We start from the raw sequence: 14,957 nt of genomic DNA, 5'->3' as shown, positions 1-14,957 counted from the left end.
CTCCCCTTTGTGGTTCCCGCGAGCCCGGAGCGGCCGGACCCGCGTCGGTGGTGCTACGGGTGGTGGGTCGGTGTGGCGACGAGCGGACCGGTCGGCCCGGCAGCCTCGGCGGCGACCCGGCGTCCCACTCCTTCGAGCACGTGCTTGCCGATCAGGTTCCCGGCCGGCAGTTCGATCGGGTACTCCCCATCGAAGCACGCCCGGCAGAGCCGGCTCTTCGGCTGCTCGGTCGCGGCGATGAGACCGGGCAGCGATACGTACCCGAGCGTGTCGGCGCCGATCGAGCGCCGGATTCCCTCGTTGTCCAGCCCGTTGGCCAGCAGTTCGGCCCGGGTGGCGAAGTCGATGCCGTAGAAGCAGGGCCAGCTCACCGGCGGCGAGGAGATCCGGACATGGACCTCCAGAGCGCCCGCCTCGCGCAGCAACCGGACGATCGCCCGCTGGGTGGTGCCCCGCACGATCGAGTCGTCCACCACCACCAGGCGCTTGCCGCGCACGTTCTGCCGCAGCGGGTTCAGCTTCAGCCGGACACCGAGCGCGCGCAACGTCTGCGAGGGCTGGATGAAGGTGCGCCCGACGTACGGGTTCTTCATCAGGCCCTGGCCGTAGGTGATGCCGGACTCCTCGGCGTAGCCGATCGCGGCCGGGGTGCCGGACTCCGGCACCGGGATCACCAGGTCGGCCTCGACCGGGTGCTCCTTGGCGAGCTGGCGGCCGATCTGCACCCGCGCGGCGTGCACGTTACGGCCGGCGATGGTGGCGTCCGGCCGGGCGATGTACACGTACTCGAAGAGGCAGCCCTTGGGCTCGGGCGAGGCGAACCGGCTGGAACGCATCCCGTTCTCGTCGATGGCGATCAGCTCGCCCGGCTCCACCTCGCCGACCACGCTCGCGCCGACGATGTCCAGCGCGGCGGTCTCGCTCGCCACCACCCAGCCGCGCTCCAGCCGGCCGAGCACCAGCGGGCGTACGCCGTGCGCGTCCCGCGCCGCGTAGAGCGTCGACTCGTCCATGAAAACGAAGCTGAACGCGCCGCGCAGTTGCGGCAGCACCTCCAGCGCGGCCGCCTCGACCGACAGGTCGGGCCGGCTGGCCAGCAGCATGGTGACCAGCGAGGTGTCGTTCGTCGAGCCGTCGGAGTCCAGCCCGCGCACCGCCGCCTCGCGCTGCAGCTCGGCGGTGTTCACCAGGTTGCCGTTGTGCGCCAGCGCGATCGTGGTGCCGGCGCTGGTCGCCCGGATCGTCGGCTGGGCGTTCTCCCAGGTCGAGCCACCGGTGGTGGAGTACCGCGCGTGCCCGATCGCGACGTGCCCGCGCAGGCTGGCCAGTGTCGGCTCGTCGAACACCTGGGCGACCAGGCCGAGATCCTTGTAGACCACGACGCCGGAACCGTCGCTGACCGCGATGCCCGCGGCCTCCTGGCCGCGGTGCTGGAGGGCGTACAGCCCGAAGTAGGTGAGGTTCGCGACCTCTTCCCCCGGCGCCCAGACGCCGAAGACGCCGCACGCGTCCTGGGGGCCGGGTCGCTGGGGGTCAAGGTCGTGGCTCAGCCGGCCATCGCCTCGGGGCACCTGCCGCTCCCTCGCAGTGGGGTCTGGACTGGCCTGGCGGAGCCGGGGGTCAGCTCCGCACGCATGGGCCGGGACCGTCGTCGGCTCTCAGTGTACGCGAACAGCAGTCGATACCGACAGTCACGGAGTCCCCGCTCAGGGTGAGGGGGTGTCGCCGTCGCCCGCCGACTAAATCGGGAGGTACGCGGAGAGGTCGGCCCGGTTCCCCGACACCCGTACGCGACCGTCGGTGACCGCCCGCGCCCAGTCGAGGCGTCCGGTGGCGAGCGCCAGCCACGTCGGCGGGTCCATCTCCACCACATTCGGGGGCGTGCCCCGGGTGTGTCGTGGGCCACTCACGCACTGCACCGCGCCGTAGGGTGGGACGCGCACCTCCACCGATCGGCCGGGGGCGCGATCCGTGAGGGCAGCCAAGAGGGTCCGGACCGCCTCCCGGAGGACCGGCCGTTCGGGCGTACGCCCCTCGTCCAGCGCCGCCAGCGCGGCGAGTACCGCTTCGGAATAAGCGTGCGGAGAGGACACGACGGGACGATACGACCCGGCAGAAGGCCGCCCTCCGGCGGCCCTGGGTAGAGATGATCCGGTCAGACAAGGCATAGTTGCCGACGGCGTTGTTCGTACCGTGAGTGATCAACCTCGGCCGAGCGGCCGGCGGAAAGATCAGACCCGGAAGGCGGTGGACGTGTCAACACACCGACGTGCCTGGAAGCAGCGGGCCGGTGTGGTCGTTGCGCTGGTCTTCGGCGCCCTGCTCACCGTCCCCGCCTCCCCCGCCCTCGCCGCCGACGTCAGCGTCTCGCCGGGATCGGCCACGGTCAACGCCGGCAGCGACACCACGATCACCGTCCGGGTCACTCCGCAGGACGGCGACCAGAACGCTGAGATCGGCCTGACCGGCCTGCCGTCCGGCGTCAGCTGCGCATCGGGCTGCGGCCAGGTCAACTTCTCGCCCGGCAACCCGCTGCCCAAGACCCAGCTGCTCACCATCCGCGCGAGCGACAACGCGCAGGACGCCAATGCCTCCGTCACGGTGCAGGTGCGGCCGGACAAGTCGGACCCGGCCACCGGGAACTTCCAGCTGACGGTCAGGGGCAAGGCGCAGGAGCCGGACCAGCCGCAGACCGTCAAGACGGTGTCCGGCAAGGTGGTCAACGCCGACGGCGAGCCGATCGAAGGCGCCCTCGTCATGCTGCGCGACAGCGCGGGCAAGGAGCGCCGTACAAACACCAGCGGCAACGGCAACTTCAGCTTCAGCGGCTCCGAGTCCGCCCCGATCGCACCCGGCCGGATCGAGGTGGGCGCCTCGACCGACGGCGCCACGCCGGTCGCCAGGTCGATCAACGCGAGCGCCGGTCAGTCCGTGACCGGCGTCCGGCTCAGCATTCAGCTGCGGACGTCGGCGAGCCCGAGCGCCACCCCGTCGGCGAGCGAGTCCGCCCCACCGTCGGAAGAACCGCTCGACGAGGAGGCGACCGACACCCCGGCCACCGACGCGCCGGCCGCCCAGCAGCCGACCGCGAACGAGGACTCCGGCGGCTTCGGCTCCTGGCTGCTGATCCTGCTCGGCGGCCTGTTCGTCGCCGTCGGTGTGGGCACCATCGTGCTGCTCTACATGCGGCGCAAGAACGAGGGCGACGACGGTGACGGCGACGGCCCGGGCGGGCCGGTCGGTCCGGGTGGCCCCGGCGGCGCAGCGGCGGCCGGTGCGATCCCCGCGGCCCGGGGCGCGTACCACGGCACGGACGACCAGACCCGGGTGGTGAACGGCATGGGCGCCGGGCCGTCCGCGACGATGGTCGGCGGCCCGTCGATCAGCGAGGCCCCCACCATGCTCCAGCGGCCGGTCGTGGACGACGTCCCGCCGGACCCGTACGGCGCGCCGCCCGGACCGGCGTACGGCGTCGGCGCGGGACAGGCCGGGTACGGCTACGGCGACGACGCGCCCGGTCAGGGCGGCTACGGCGCCGGCAACGGCTACGGCGACGCGCCTGCCTCCGGCGGCGGATACGGCACCGCGCCCTCCTCGGGCAGCGGTTACGGCAACGGTCCGTCCTCCGGCGCCGGCTACGGCAGCCCGGACTACGCCGCCGGCGCTGCGGCCGGGGCGGCCGGATACGCGGCCCAGGGCGGCGGGTACGGCAACGAGCGGTTCGACGAGCCGACCGGCCGTTACACCGGCGACAGCACCCAGTACGCGCCGGCGGCCGACCCGTACCCGACCAGCACCTACCAGCCGGAGCAGGATCGCGGCTACGACCAGTCCGGCCCGGCCGCGTACGGCCGCGGCGCGGAGCAGGGCGACGGCTACCGCGCCGGCGGCGGGTACGGCACCGCCTCGGGTGGCTACGACAACGCGCCAACCGGCGGCTACGACAGCGGCCGCCAGCAGGGTGGCTACGGCGACGCAGCGGCGGGCGGATACGGCGGCGCCGGTGGCTACGGCGACGCACCGGCCGGCGGGTACGGCGACGCGGGCTACGGCGGTGGCCGGGCCACCGGTGGATACGGCGACGCCCCGGCGGGTGGCTACGACAGCGCGCCCGCAGGCGGGTACGACGCCCCGGCCGGTGGCTACGACGCGGGCCGCCAGCAGGGCGGATACGGCGACGCCCCGGCCGGTGGCTACGACAGCCCGGCCGGTGGCTACGACGGTCGGCAGCAGGGCGGCTACGACAACGGCCCGGCCGGTGGCGGCTACGGCAACACCGGCGGCGGGTACGACGGCGGACACCAGGCGGGCGGATACGGCCAGCAGGACGCCGGATACGGCGACGGTTACGGCCAGTCCCCGCAGGGCGGCTACGGCCAGCAGGGTGGTTACGGCCAGGAGCCGCCGCAGCAGCGCGGTGCCGGCTACGACAACGCCTACCCCAACGACCCGGCGCAGGCAGGTCGCGCTCGCCCGGACGCGCAGGGGGACCGCGGCGGGCGGCGACTCGACTGGCTCGACGACTGACCCGAATCAGCACGCACGACTGTGGCCGCCCGCGCTCGCGGGCGGCCACAGTTGTCGATACGCCCCGTCGAGCGGGCAGTGGAAGCGGAGGCTCAGGCGGCGGCGAAGTAGTCCTGGCGGAGCACCGGCACCACGTCGGAGACGCCGACCTCGGTCGCGACGTCGACGTCCTCGGCGAAGCCACCCTCGGCGAGTTCCCGGCCGGACACGCACCCCCGCACCGCCGCCGGCACGTCAGGGGTGCTGGCGAGCGCGGCCAGCGCCATCGCGGCCTCCACCGAGAGCCCACCGGGCACCCCGGCGAGCGCGTCGAGCACGCAGGCCGCGCCGAGCTGGTCCTCCACGCACGGCCGCAGTGACCCGTCGGGCCAGCGTTCCCCGGCCGCCACGACACCCACGGGAGCGTCGGTCGAGCCGTACCCCTGGGTGCGGAGCCAGTGCCCGACGGCGCGCGCGTTGCGCAGGCAGGCCGCGACGACCGGCACGCCGGTGGCGCTCGCGGCGGCGCTGATCGCCGAGCCGTTCGGCGACGGCAGCACCAGGTCGGCGACGGCAGCCGCGGCCCGCAGCGCCGCCGGGGAGAGCGACCACGGGTGCTCCGCTGTCGTCCTCCGGCGGCCCACCGCGGCGACGGCGCCGACCCGGCGGGCGTAGTCGGCGGCCTGCTCGCCCCACGGGAACGGGTGCACCCGCATGCCGCGGCTCACCGCGACCTCCACGGCGGTGGTGAACGACAGCACGTCCACCACCACCAGGGCGGCGCAGACCCGGCCGAGTTCCGCCGCCCCGGTCAGTCCCCAGTCGAACCGGGCACCGGCGCCGGGCTGGGCGAAAACGGCCAAGGCCCGGGCCTCAGCGCTGGTCCGGCGCCGGCTCACCGGGAGCCGGGCCGTCGGACCCGTCCTGTGCCGGGTTCGGGTCGGCGGCCGGCGCGGTCTCGTCCCGCGCCTCGGCGGTGGGCTCCGCCGCAGCGGGTACGCCGGAGTCGGCCTCCGACGCGGCCGGAGCGGAGTCGGTCGCGACCGGCGCGGGCGCCCCGGCCGACGAGTCGTCGGTGCCCGCCTCGGCGATCGGCTCGGAGACGACCTCGGCCGGGTCCACACCGACCGGCTGCTCGGCGGTGGCCGGGAGCACGGTGGTGGTCCCGGTACGGGTGGCCGCCACCTCCACCCGCGCCGCCTCGGCCGCGCCGAACAGGCGCGGCAGCGTGCCGGTGTGCGCCTCGCGCAGCTCGTCCAGGCCGATCCGGAACTGGCCGTGCACCTCCAGCGCGCTGGAGGCCGGGTCGGTGACGCCGATGAACTCCCACGGCACGCCGCGCTCGGCGCAGAGGGCGGTGAACGCCTTCTCGTGCCCGCGCGGCACCGACACCAGCGCCCGTCCGGCGGACTCGCTGAACAGGAAGACGAACGGCATCGAGCCACCGGCGAAGTGCTCCGGCACGACGACCCGGGCGCCGACGCCCCGGCGCAGGGCCGACTCGACAAGGCTCTGCGCCAGGCCGCCGTCGGAGAGGTCGTGCGCCGAGCTGAGGTGCCCGACGCGGGCCGCTTCGGCCAGCAGCTCGGCGAGCTGACGCTCGCGGGCCAGGTCGACCTGCGGCGGGATGCCGCCCAGGTGCTCGTGGGTCACCCAGGCCCACTCCGAGCCGGACAGCTCGACGTGCGTCTCGCCCAGCAGGAAGAGCTGGTCGTGGTCACCGGCCGCCCGGGGCACGAAGCCCATCGGCACCCGGTTCGCCACGTCGTCGAGCACGCCGAGCACGCCGACCACCGGGGTCGGGTGGATGGCCGCGGCACCGGTCTGGTTGTAGAAGCTGACGTTGCCGCCGGTCACCGGGATGCCCAGCTCCAGGCAGCCGTCCGCCAGGCCGCGCACGGCCTCGGCGAACTGCCACATCACGCCCGGGTCCTCCGGCGAGCCGAAGTTCAGGCAGTTGGTCACGGCGATCGGCTTCGCGCCGGTCACCGCCACGTTCCGGTACGCCTCGGCCAGCGCCAGCTTCGTGCCGTGGTACGGGTCGAGGCGGGCGTACCGGCCGTTGCCGTCGACGGAGAGCGCGACGCCGAGGCCGCTGCGCTCGTCGATCCGGATCACGCCGGAGTCCTCCGGCTGGGCGAGCACGGTGTTGCCGAGCACGTAGCGGTCGTACTGCTCGGTGACCCAGGTCTTGTCGGCCAGGTTCGGCGACGCGATCATGCGCAGCACGGTCTCCCGGAGCGCCTCCGGGGTGTTCGGCCGGGGCAGCGTCTCGGCGCGGTCGGCCTGGAGCAGGATCAGGTCGGCCGGCTCGCGCATCGGCCGGGCGTAGACCGGGCCGTCGTCGACGAGCGAGCCCGGCGGCACGTCCACCACGAGCTGGTCGCGCCAGGTGACGACCAGGCGGCCCGGCCGGCCGTCCGGGGACGGCGCGGTGACCTCGCCGATGGCGGTGGCCCAGACGCCCCACTTCTCGGCGGTCTTGAGCACCGCGTCGAGCTTGTCCGGGGAGACGACGAGCAGCATCCGCTCCTGGGACTCGCTGGCCAGGATCTCGTGCGGCTCCATCGACGGCTCGCGCAGCGGCACGCGCTCCAGCCACACCCGCATGCCGGTGCCGGCCGAGGCGGCGGTCTCGGTGAGGGCGCAGGTCAGACCGGCGCCGCCGAGGTCCTGGATGCCGACGACCAGTTCGGCGTCGTACAGCTCCAGGCACGCCTCGATGAGCAGCTTCTCCATGAACGGGTCGCCGACCTGCACGGACGGGCGGCGCTGCTCGCTGCCCTCGTCGAAGGTGGCGCTGGCCAGCACGGACACGCCGCCGATGCCGTCGCGGCCGGTCTTGGCGCCCATCAGCACCACGATGTTGCCGGGGCCGGTGGCGTCCTTCTTCTGCAGCCGGTCGACCGGCAGCACGCCCAGGCAGAGCGCGTTGACAAGCGGGTTGCCCTGGTAGCAGGGGTCGAAGACGACCTCGCCGCCGATGTTGGGCAGGCCGAGGCAGTTGCCGTAGCCGCCGACGCCGGCGACCACGCCGGGCAGCACCCGGGCGGTGTCCGGGTGGTCGGCCGCGCCGAAGCGCAGCGGGTCCATCACGGCGACCGGGCGGGCGCCCATGGCGAGGATGTCGCGGACGATGCCGCCGACGCCGGTCGCCGCGCCCTGGTACGGCTCGACGAAGCTCGGGTGGTTGTGCGACTCGACCTTGAAGGTCACCGCCAGCTCGTCGGAGACCTGGACCACGCCGGCGTTCTCCCCGATGCCGGCGAGCAGCCGGTCGCTCGGCGGGGCCTTCTCACCGAACTGGCGCAGGTGCACCTTGCTCGACTTGTAGGAGCAGTGCTCGCTCCACATGATCGAGTACATGGCCAGCTCGGCCTGGGTGGGCCGGCGGCCGAGGATGTGCCGGATCCGGTCGTACTCGTCGTCGCGGAGGCCCAGCTCGGCGTACGGCTGAAGCTCTTCCGGCGTCTCGGCGGCCCGGGGGACGGTGTCCACGCCCGGCGCCCACTCGTCGGTCGGGCCGCCCTGCGGCTCCCGCAGGGCCGGCTCCGGATGGGTGGTCATGACGTCTCCTTGTTGCGCTCGCCGCCGGTGCGGCGGATGAGCCGACCGATGATCACGGCCACCATCACGCCGGCGCTCCCACCAGGTGCTTGAGCACCGAGGTGAAGAAGCCGAGGCCGTCCAGGGACGGGCCGGTGAGCGCCTCCACCGCGTGCTCGGGGTGCGGCATGATGCCGACCACGTTGCCGGCCTCGTTGGTGATCGCGGCGATGTCGCGCAGCGATCCGTTGGGGTTGCCGCCGACGTAGCGGGCGACGACGCGGCCCTCGCCCTCCAGCCGGTCGAGCGTCGCGGAGTCGGCGACGTAGCAGCCCTCGCCGTTCTTGACCGGGACGAGCACCTCCTGGCCCGGCTGGAACGCGTTGGTCCAGGCGGTGCCGGTGCCCTCGATGCGCAGGACCTGGTCCCGGTTGCGGAAGTGCAGGTGCTGGTTGCGGGTGAGCGCGCCGGGCAGCAGGTGCGCCTCGCAGAGGATCTGGAAGCCGTTGCAGATGCCGAGCACCGGCAGGCCGCCGCGGGCGGCCTGGACGATCGTCTCCATCACCGGGGCGAACCGGGCGATGGCGCCGCAGCGCAGGTAGTCACCGTAGGAGAAACCACCGGGCAGGACGACGGCGTCCACCCCGTGCAGGTCCGGGTCGCCGTGCCAGAGCCGGACCGCCTCGGCGCCGGCGATCCGCACGGCCCGGGCCGCGTCCCCGTCGTCGAGCGAGCCGGGGAAGGTCACCACACCGACCCGGGCGGTCACGACTGCGCGCCCGCGGTCTCGTCGGCGGTGACCACGCGGACGGTGAAGTCCTCGATGACCGGGTTGGCCAGCAGCTTGTCGGCGATCTCGCGGGCCCGGTCCAGGTCCGGTTCGCCGGTGAACTCGATCTCGATCCGCCTGCCGATCCGAACCGAGGCGACGTCACTGACGCCGAGCCGGGGCAGCGCGTTCGCGACGGCCTGGCCCTGCGGATCGAGGATCTCGGGCTTGAGCATGACGTCGACTACGACGCGAGGCACGGGGCACTCCTGACTGTGTACGCAGTTGGGTGCCGGCCCACTATCGGGCGAGCGCAGCCAGCCTACCTGGCAGATACCGCCCGGCCCGAACCGGCCGGGGGCACTTCCGGCAGTGCTCGGCGGGACCGGCGACGCCGGCCGGACACCGTTGCCCGTTCGTTGCGGCGTCGATGCGAATTCGTTGCGCTCGGTGCCTGTGGGTGACCCTCCGCACCCCCTCCTAGCAGGCATTCTGCCGCGAAACGCCCCAGCTTGGACAGGTATCCGACAGCACGTCGGCGCGGCGCGCGGCGGACGTCACGCCATCGGCATTGTTCGATTCATCTCTTGTGACACCGCATGGCACACCCGTAGCATGCATCGTCAGATGTCGATGCACTCGATCGACGCCTCTCGCCGGCTCACCCCACCCGGCGGGTGTCACCCCCTGCCCGGCAACCCCGGGCGTCGCGCAGAAGGAGCCCCGACATGCGCCTCCGTCCCCTGCTCGCCGTGCTGACCACCGCGCTGGCCGGTGTCCTGGCCACCGCCTCCGGCGCCACCGCCGCGCCGGCCGGCCCGCAGCCGATCATCGGTGGCGGCACCGTCTCGTCCGCCCCGTGGGCCGCCGCCGTCTTCAGCAACGGCTCGTTCACCTGCTCCGGCAGCGTGATCGCGCCCCAGTGGGTGCTCACCGCCCGGCACTGCGTCAGCGGCACCATGTCCGTGCGGGTCGGCAGCGTCTACTACGCCTCGGGCGGCGTCACCCGCACCGTGAGCGCCTCCTACACCCGCTACGACCTGGCCCTGCTGCGCCTGTCCAGCACGGTCAGCACCTCCGCCGTGTCGCTGGCCACCAGCAACCCGCCGGTCGGCTCCACCAACACCATCTACGGCTGGGGCATGACCTGCTACAGCGGCTGCGGCGCGTCGCCCCAGCTCAAGACCGCCACCGTCCAGGTGACCAGCACCAGCGTCACCGACGCGTACGGCGGCCAGGCGATCCGGAGCACCCGGATCAACGGCAACGCGTGGCGGGGCGACTCGGGCGGCCCGCAGTTCTACAACGGCCGGCAGGTGGGGGTCGCCTCCACCGCCAACGGCACCACCATCCAGAACTACGGCAGTGTCGCGTACAACCGGTCCTGGATCACCTCGACGGCCGGTGTCTGACGGTTGATGCCGATGCGGCGCGGATCGGCCGGGTGCGGCCCGGCCGTCCGCGCCGCGTCGTTTTTCAGCATGCGATCAGCTGAACACGGCTCCCGAACCACCCGGCCGGGGACTGACAGCATCGGAAACGTGCTGGTCGTGACGACGGATCAACTGCCTGGCTACGAGATCCGCCAGATCCTCGGCGAAGTGGTCTCGTCGATGGCGAGGACCCGCAACCCGTACCGCGAGGGGGTCAAGAACCTGCGCGGTGGCGCCTACGACCCGCTGGCGCCGGACAACCTGACGCGGTGGCGTACCGACTCGGTGGCCCGCCTCGGCGAGGAGGCCCGCCGCCTCGGCGCGAACGCGGTGATCGGCATGCGCTTCGACAGCCGCGACTGCGGCGAGATGTGGATGGAGATCTGCGCGTACGGCACGGCGGTGATCGTCGCGCCCACGATGCCGGACGTCATGCCGCCGGATCAGCCCGCGATCGCGGCCGAGACCGCTCACGAGCCGGAGATCGCCTCCGCGCCCAGCGGCATCGCCGAACCCGCGAGCGCCCCGAACCTGAGTTCCGCAGCCGAAACCCCCACCGGCACCTGACCGGCGCTCATACCCCGTTGATCAAGGAGTTTGTGTCACTGCGGCGCTCCGTGCAGGACACAAACTCCTTGATCAACGAGAAGAGGGCGGGGTCAGAGGATGGGGGGTGGGGAGTAGGTCGCGGCCTGGGGGTGGGACTCGACGACCTTGGTGATCCTTGCGGTCACGCGGTTGACCTGGTCGGCGGCGGCGCCGACGAAGGCGTTGCGGTCGGCCACCAGGGTGTCGATCTCGGCCCGGGTCAGGCCCAGCCGGCCGTCGGCGGCCAGGCGGTCGAACAGATCGTTCTCGGCCGCGCCCTTCTCCCGCATGGCCAGCGCCACGGCAACCGCGTGCTCCTTGATCACCTCGTGCGCGACCTCCCGGCCGACACCCCGGCGTACGGCCGCGACCAGGATCTTCGTGGTGGCCAGGAACGGCAGGAAGCGCTCCAGCTCCCGGTTGATCACCGCCGGGTACGGGCCGAACTCGTCCAGCACGGTGAGGAACGTCTGGAACAGCCCGTCGGCGGCGAAGAAGGCATCCGGCAGCGCGACGCGGCGCACCACCGAGCAGGAGACGTCTCCCTCGTTCCACTGGTCACCGGCCAGCTCGCCGACCATCGACAGGTAGCCCCGGATGATCACCGCGAAACCGTTCACCCGCTCCGACGAGCGCGTGTTCATCTTGTGCGGCATGGCGCTGGACCCGACCTGGCCCGGCTTGAAGCCCTCGGTGACCAGCTCCTGGCCCACCATCAGCCGGATCGTGGTGGCCAGCGACGACGGCGCGGCGGCCACCTGCGCCAGCGCGGAGAGCACGTCGAAGTCCAGCGAACGCGGGTAGACCTGGCCGACGCTGTCCAGCACCCGGCTGAAGCCCAGGTGCCCGGCCACCCGGCGCTCCAGCTCGGCCACCTTCCCGGCGTCGCCGTCGAACAGGTCGAGCTGGTCGGCGGCGGTGCCCACCGGCCCCTTGATCCCCCGCAGCGGGTAGCGGCCGATCAGGTCCTCCAGCCGCTCGTACGCGATCAGCAGCTCCTCCGCGGCGGACGCGAAACGCTTGCCGAGCGTGGTGGCCTGCGCGGCGACGTTGTGCGACCGGCCGGTCATCACCAGCGCCGAGTACTCGCCCGCGTGCCAGCCCAGCCGGGCCAGCGTGGCGACCACCCGGTCCCGGATCAGCTCCAGCGAGGCGCGGATCTGGAGCTGCTCGACGTTCTCGGTGAGGTCGCGGGAGGTCATCCCCTTGTGCACGTGCTCGTGCCCGGCGAGCGCGCTGAACTCCTCGATCCGGGCCTTCACGTCGTGCCGGGTGACCCGCTCCCGCGCCGCGATCGAGGCCAGGTCGACGTCGTCGACGACCCGCTCGTACGCCTCGACCACACCGTCCGGCACCGGCACGCCGAGATCACGCTGGGCCTTGAGCACCGCCAGCCAGAGCCGGCGCTCCATCCGGACCTTCTCCTCCGGCGACCAGAGGGCGACCAGTTCGGGCGAGGCGTACCGGTTGGCGAGCACGTTCGGGATCGTCGTCACGGCCCTCATTCTCGCGTACGGGCTCGCGCCGTCACCGGTCGGCCCGCTGGTGGCGGACGCCCCGGACCGGTCGGGCCCGGGGCGTCCGTCTTCTCCGGTCAGGGCAACATGTTGATCAGATCCGGGTGAGCGGCAAGCGCCGTGACCTGCTCCAGGGTGAGTGGCGGGGTCGCGCCGCCCTTGACGCCCTTCGGCCAGCGGCGCCCGAATTCTCCGTCCGTCGGCATGTCCGAGGCGGCGCCGGTGTTGGGCCGGTTGTCGATCACCACTTCGACCGTGCCGCGGTCGGGTCGCTGGACGAACACGCTGTAGACCACCGACCCGGCCGGACGGGAGACGATCGTGACGACCCGGTTTCCGTCCGGACGGGTCGACTCGGTGCACTCGCCGTCATGCGCGTGCCCTCGGTGCGTCGCGGGCGGGAGCGCTCCGACCGTGGCGCAGCTCAGCGCCAGGGCCGCGCGGCGCTCCACGATGATCTCCCCGTCGCCGGCCAGGCCGCCTCGCTGCACCATGAAGTTGTACGACAGGAGAGTCGCGCCGTTGGGCCCGCTGCCGCCCCCTACCCGGAAGGGCAGCAGATAGATCATTCCGTCCGGTGAGACGGCGTCGAGCGCGCCGGTGGCTGCCGCCGACGCTGCGCCGTCGTAGTCCCACCTGAGCGGACTGTAGACCTGGCTGGTGGCGGCTCCCGCCGGTGGCCGTGGGGCCAGGGCGAGGGCCGGATCCCGAGCCACTTCGGTCGCCTGTTCCATCGAGAGCGCCGGTTTGTCCTGCGTGAGATAGAGGCGGACCAGCGTGCCGTCCGGGCGGAGCGACTCGATCAGGTAGTTGTTGCTTCCCACCGGCCGTGCCGAGTCGGGGCGCGAGCCGAAACGGGTGAGCATCCGCCGGGCTCGCAGACCCCCGCCACCAGGGAACTCGGTCACCGTGCAGTAGTGGGCGGCGAGCGCGGCGGTCGGGCAGGGCGGGGCGACCGACCAGGCGGCCTTTCCGTCGCGCACCAGCCGTAGCGTGACCTGCCCGGCCCGGTTCCCGACCCGGAACGTGGCGGCATCCAGCACCGGCGCGTCGACGCTCAGCCGGCCCTTGGGCTCGAACCCGACCGGGGTCGGGCTGCTCTCGCCGCCCCACTTGGTCAACCACGTGAAGTCGGATGCCTGCCGGCGCAGGGCGCTGGTCAGCGCCGCGTCGAGACGTGCCGCGTCCGCGGCGGTGCCCGCGACAGTGGTGACGGTGGACGTGGCCGCCGGTGTGGGGGACGGCTCCGGCGCGAGAACGACGGCCCGGTCGACCACGACCGGGATCAACTGCCCGACGGCGACCGGGAGCTTGTCCTCGGCGGTTACGGTCCTGATGTTCAGGTGCAGAAAAGTGCCGTCCCGACGCAGTGCTGTCACGCCGGCGCTCTCTGTCCGGCTCGGCATCTGATCCCGGAGCTGCGGTGGCACCTCCTGCTCCCAGACCGACCGGTGGTACCTGATCTTCTCGCCGTCCGGACCCGTCTGCTCGCCGCACTCGACGGCGTTCTTGGAACATCCGCGAGCCGCCTCAGCCTGCCAGCTCTTCGCGCCGTCAGGAGTGATCTGCAAGCTCGCGGTCAGGTCCACCCCGTCCGCCCGGAAGCTGCCGTTTCCTCGGTAGCCGAGGGAGCCGGGCCCGCCCATGACGTCGGAGGCCCACGCGGGGGTGTCGATCACCGGCCCGTCCTTCACCGCCCAGGCCAGGCGCGGCACCGCGCGGGTCAGGGCCGCGATCACCGCGGCGTCGATCCGGTCCAGGTCCTGATCGCTGCCGGGGATCGTCGTGACGGCCGGTACCGGTTTGGCCGGCTGGGCGTGCGGCTTGCCGATGAGCGTGGTTGTGCCGACCAGCACTGCCGCCACCACAGCGGCGACCGCCGTCGTACCGGCCCCGATCCGCAGCCGCCGGGCCCGGCGCTGTCCGCTGATCACCCGGTCCACGTCCACTGTGGAGACCGGCGGCTCGCCGATCAGGTCGTCGAACAACTGCCGGTACGTCATGACAGCTCCCCTCGGGTCGACGGGATGCCGCCCAGCAGCAGGCGCAACGCCTCCAGGCCGCGTGCGGACTGGCTCTTGACGGTGCCGGCGCTGATGCCCATGACGTCAGCTGTCTCCTCGACCGACAGGTCGCAGTAGTAGCGCAGGACCAGCACGGCGCGCCGCCGGGGCGGCAGTTGACCGAGCAGGGCGAGCAGCATGTCGCGTTCGGCGAGCGTGGGCTCCGGCAGGATCATGTCGGCGGTCTCCGGCACCGTGTCGGTGCTGTGCTCGCGCCGCCAGGGCCGCCGCCGCTCGTCCAGCCAGGCGTTGGTGAGCATTCCGCGCACGTACGCGTCGACGTTCTCCGCTGCGCGGACCCGGCGCCAGTGCCGGTAGAGCTTGCCGATCGTGATGGAGACCAGGTCGTCGGCGGTGTGCCACTCGCGGCACAGGAGGTACGCGGTGCGGCGCAACGACTCCAGCCGGGCGGTGACGAACTGCCGGTACTCGTCTTCCTCGGCCCGGTTCACGTCCCGGAGCCTCTCGTTCGCCTCATGCCCAGGTGACGCGGCTGAGCCGCCGTCGGGTTGCTCGGGGCGCCGACGGAACGTGG

General features: G+C 72.9%; 12 protein-coding genes. 3 read left to right on the top strand and 9 right to left on the bottom strand.

What is annotated here, in order from left to right; all coding sequences use genetic code 11:
• Nucleotides 1-53: 53 nt before the first annotated feature.
• A complete protein-coding gene (purF, locus tag MicB006_RS01045; RefSeq protein ID WP_116503240.1) occupies nucleotides 54-1,571 on the bottom strand; it encodes an amidophosphoribosyltransferase in 1,518 nt (505 codons plus the stop codon).
• A 168-nt stretch (nucleotides 1,572-1,739) separates the two neighbouring features.
• On the bottom strand, nucleotides 1,740-2,093 hold the full coding sequence (locus MicB006_RS01040) for a sterol carrier family protein (protein ID WP_043327538.1): 354 nt from the start codon (nucleotides 2,091-2,093) through the stop codon (nucleotides 1,740-1,742).
• A gap of 160 nt (nucleotides 2,094-2,253) precedes the next feature.
• Between MicB006_RS01040 and MicB006_RS01035 the strand changes: the two genes are divergently transcribed.
• Complete coding sequence (locus tag MicB006_RS01035; protein WP_116511053.1) at nucleotides 2,254-4,527, top strand: carboxypeptidase-like regulatory domain-containing protein; 2,274 nt, start codon at nucleotides 2,254-2,256, stop codon at nucleotides 4,525-4,527.
• Between the two features lie 92 nt (nucleotides 4,528-4,619).
• Here MicB006_RS01035 and MicB006_RS01030 read toward each other — a convergent pair whose 3' ends face one another.
• From MicB006_RS01030 to purS, 4 genes are all read right to left on the bottom strand, one after another.
• Nucleotides 4,620-5,369 (bottom strand): 2-phosphosulfolactate phosphatase, encoded by a 750-nt coding sequence (locus MicB006_RS01030; RefSeq protein WP_116511051.1) that lies wholly within the window; start codon nucleotides 5,367-5,369, stop codon nucleotides 4,620-4,622.
• A 10-nt stretch (nucleotides 5,370-5,379) separates the two neighbouring features.
• Nucleotides 5,380-8,073 (bottom strand): phosphoribosylformylglycinamidine synthase subunit PurL, encoded by a 2,694-nt coding sequence (gene purL, locus MicB006_RS01025; RefSeq protein ID WP_116503238.1) that lies wholly within the window; start codon nucleotides 8,071-8,073, stop codon nucleotides 5,380-5,382.
• A gap of 64 nt (nucleotides 8,074-8,137) precedes the next feature.
• Nucleotides 8,138-8,821, bottom strand: coding sequence for a phosphoribosylformylglycinamidine synthase subunit PurQ (gene purQ, locus MicB006_RS01020; protein ID WP_073826750.1), 684 nt, complete (start codon nucleotides 8,819-8,821; stop codon nucleotides 8,138-8,140).
• Nucleotides 8,818-9,081 carry a phosphoribosylformylglycinamidine synthase subunit PurS gene (gene purS, locus MicB006_RS01015; RefSeq protein ID WP_013473439.1) on the bottom strand — a complete coding sequence of 88 codons (264 nt, stop codon included), beginning with the start codon at nucleotides 9,079-9,081 and terminating at the stop codon, nucleotides 8,818-8,820. Before purS ends, purQ begins: the two co-directional genes overlap by 4 nt.
• A gap of 468 nt (nucleotides 9,082-9,549) precedes the next feature.
• Between purS and MicB006_RS01010 the strand changes: the two genes are divergently transcribed.
• The gene (locus MicB006_RS01010; RefSeq protein ID WP_073826753.1) at nucleotides 9,550-10,233 is read left to right on the top strand and encodes a trypsin-like serine protease; all 684 of its coding nucleotides are present in this window, start codon (nucleotides 9,550-9,552) and stop codon (nucleotides 10,231-10,233) included.
• Nucleotides 10,234-10,245: 12 nt separating this feature from the next.
• Nucleotides 10,246-10,821 carry a YbjQ family protein gene (locus MicB006_RS01005; protein WP_192900170.1) on the top strand — a complete coding sequence of 192 codons (576 nt, stop codon included), beginning with the start codon at nucleotides 10,246-10,248 and terminating at the stop codon, nucleotides 10,819-10,821.
• A 92-nt stretch (nucleotides 10,822-10,913) separates the two neighbouring features.
• Here MicB006_RS01005 and purB read toward each other — a convergent pair whose 3' ends face one another.
• From purB to MicB006_RS00990, 3 genes are all read right to left on the bottom strand, one after another.
• The gene (gene purB, locus MicB006_RS01000) at nucleotides 10,914-12,347 is read right to left on the bottom strand and encodes an adenylosuccinate lyase (RefSeq protein ID WP_370013402.1); all 1,434 of its coding nucleotides are present in this window, start codon (nucleotides 12,345-12,347) and stop codon (nucleotides 10,914-10,916) included.
• A gap of 89 nt (nucleotides 12,348-12,436) precedes the next feature.
• Nucleotides 12,437-14,362, bottom strand: a complete 1,926-nt coding sequence (locus tag MicB006_RS00995) for a hypothetical protein (protein ID WP_116503234.1) — start codon at nucleotides 14,360-14,362, stop codon at nucleotides 12,437-12,439.
• Nucleotides 14,359-14,874 (bottom strand): SigE family RNA polymerase sigma factor, encoded by a 516-nt coding sequence (locus MicB006_RS00990; RefSeq protein ID WP_073826762.1) that lies wholly within the window; start codon nucleotides 14,872-14,874, stop codon nucleotides 14,359-14,361. Before MicB006_RS00990 ends, MicB006_RS00995 begins: the two co-directional genes overlap by 4 nt.
• Nucleotides 14,875-14,957: the final 83 nt, after the last annotated feature.

This window comes from Micromonospora sp. B006 (assembly GCF_003408515.1).
In the GTDB taxonomy this organism is placed as follows: Bacteria; Actinomycetota; Actinomycetes; order Mycobacteriales; family Micromonosporaceae; genus Micromonospora; species Micromonospora echinospora_A.
Note: the sequence above shows the minus strand (reverse complement) of the source record. Positions and strands in the feature narration are given on the sequence as shown.

What these genes read in the sequence shown, in the direction of transcription:
- MicB006_RS01010 (WP_073826753.1), top strand. Translation starts at nt 9,550, where the DNA reads ATGCGCCTCCGTCCCCTGCTCGCCGTGCTGACCACCGCGCTGGCCGGT.
- purB (WP_370013402.1), bottom strand. Translation starts at nt 12,347, where the DNA reads ATGAGGGCCGTGACGACGATCCCGAACGTGCTCGCCAACCGGTACGCC.
- MicB006_RS01005 (WP_192900170.1), top strand. Translation starts at nt 10,246, where the DNA reads ATGCGGCGCGGATCGGCCGGGTGCGGCCCGGCCGTCCGCGCCGCGTCG.
- purL (WP_116503238.1), bottom strand. Translation starts at nt 8,073, where the DNA reads ATGACCACCCATCCGGAGCCGGCCCTGCGGGAGCCGCAGGGCGGCCCG.
- MicB006_RS00995 (WP_116503234.1), bottom strand. Translation starts at nt 14,362, where the DNA reads ATGACGTACCGGCAGTTGTTCGACGACCTGATCGGCGAGCCGCCGGTC.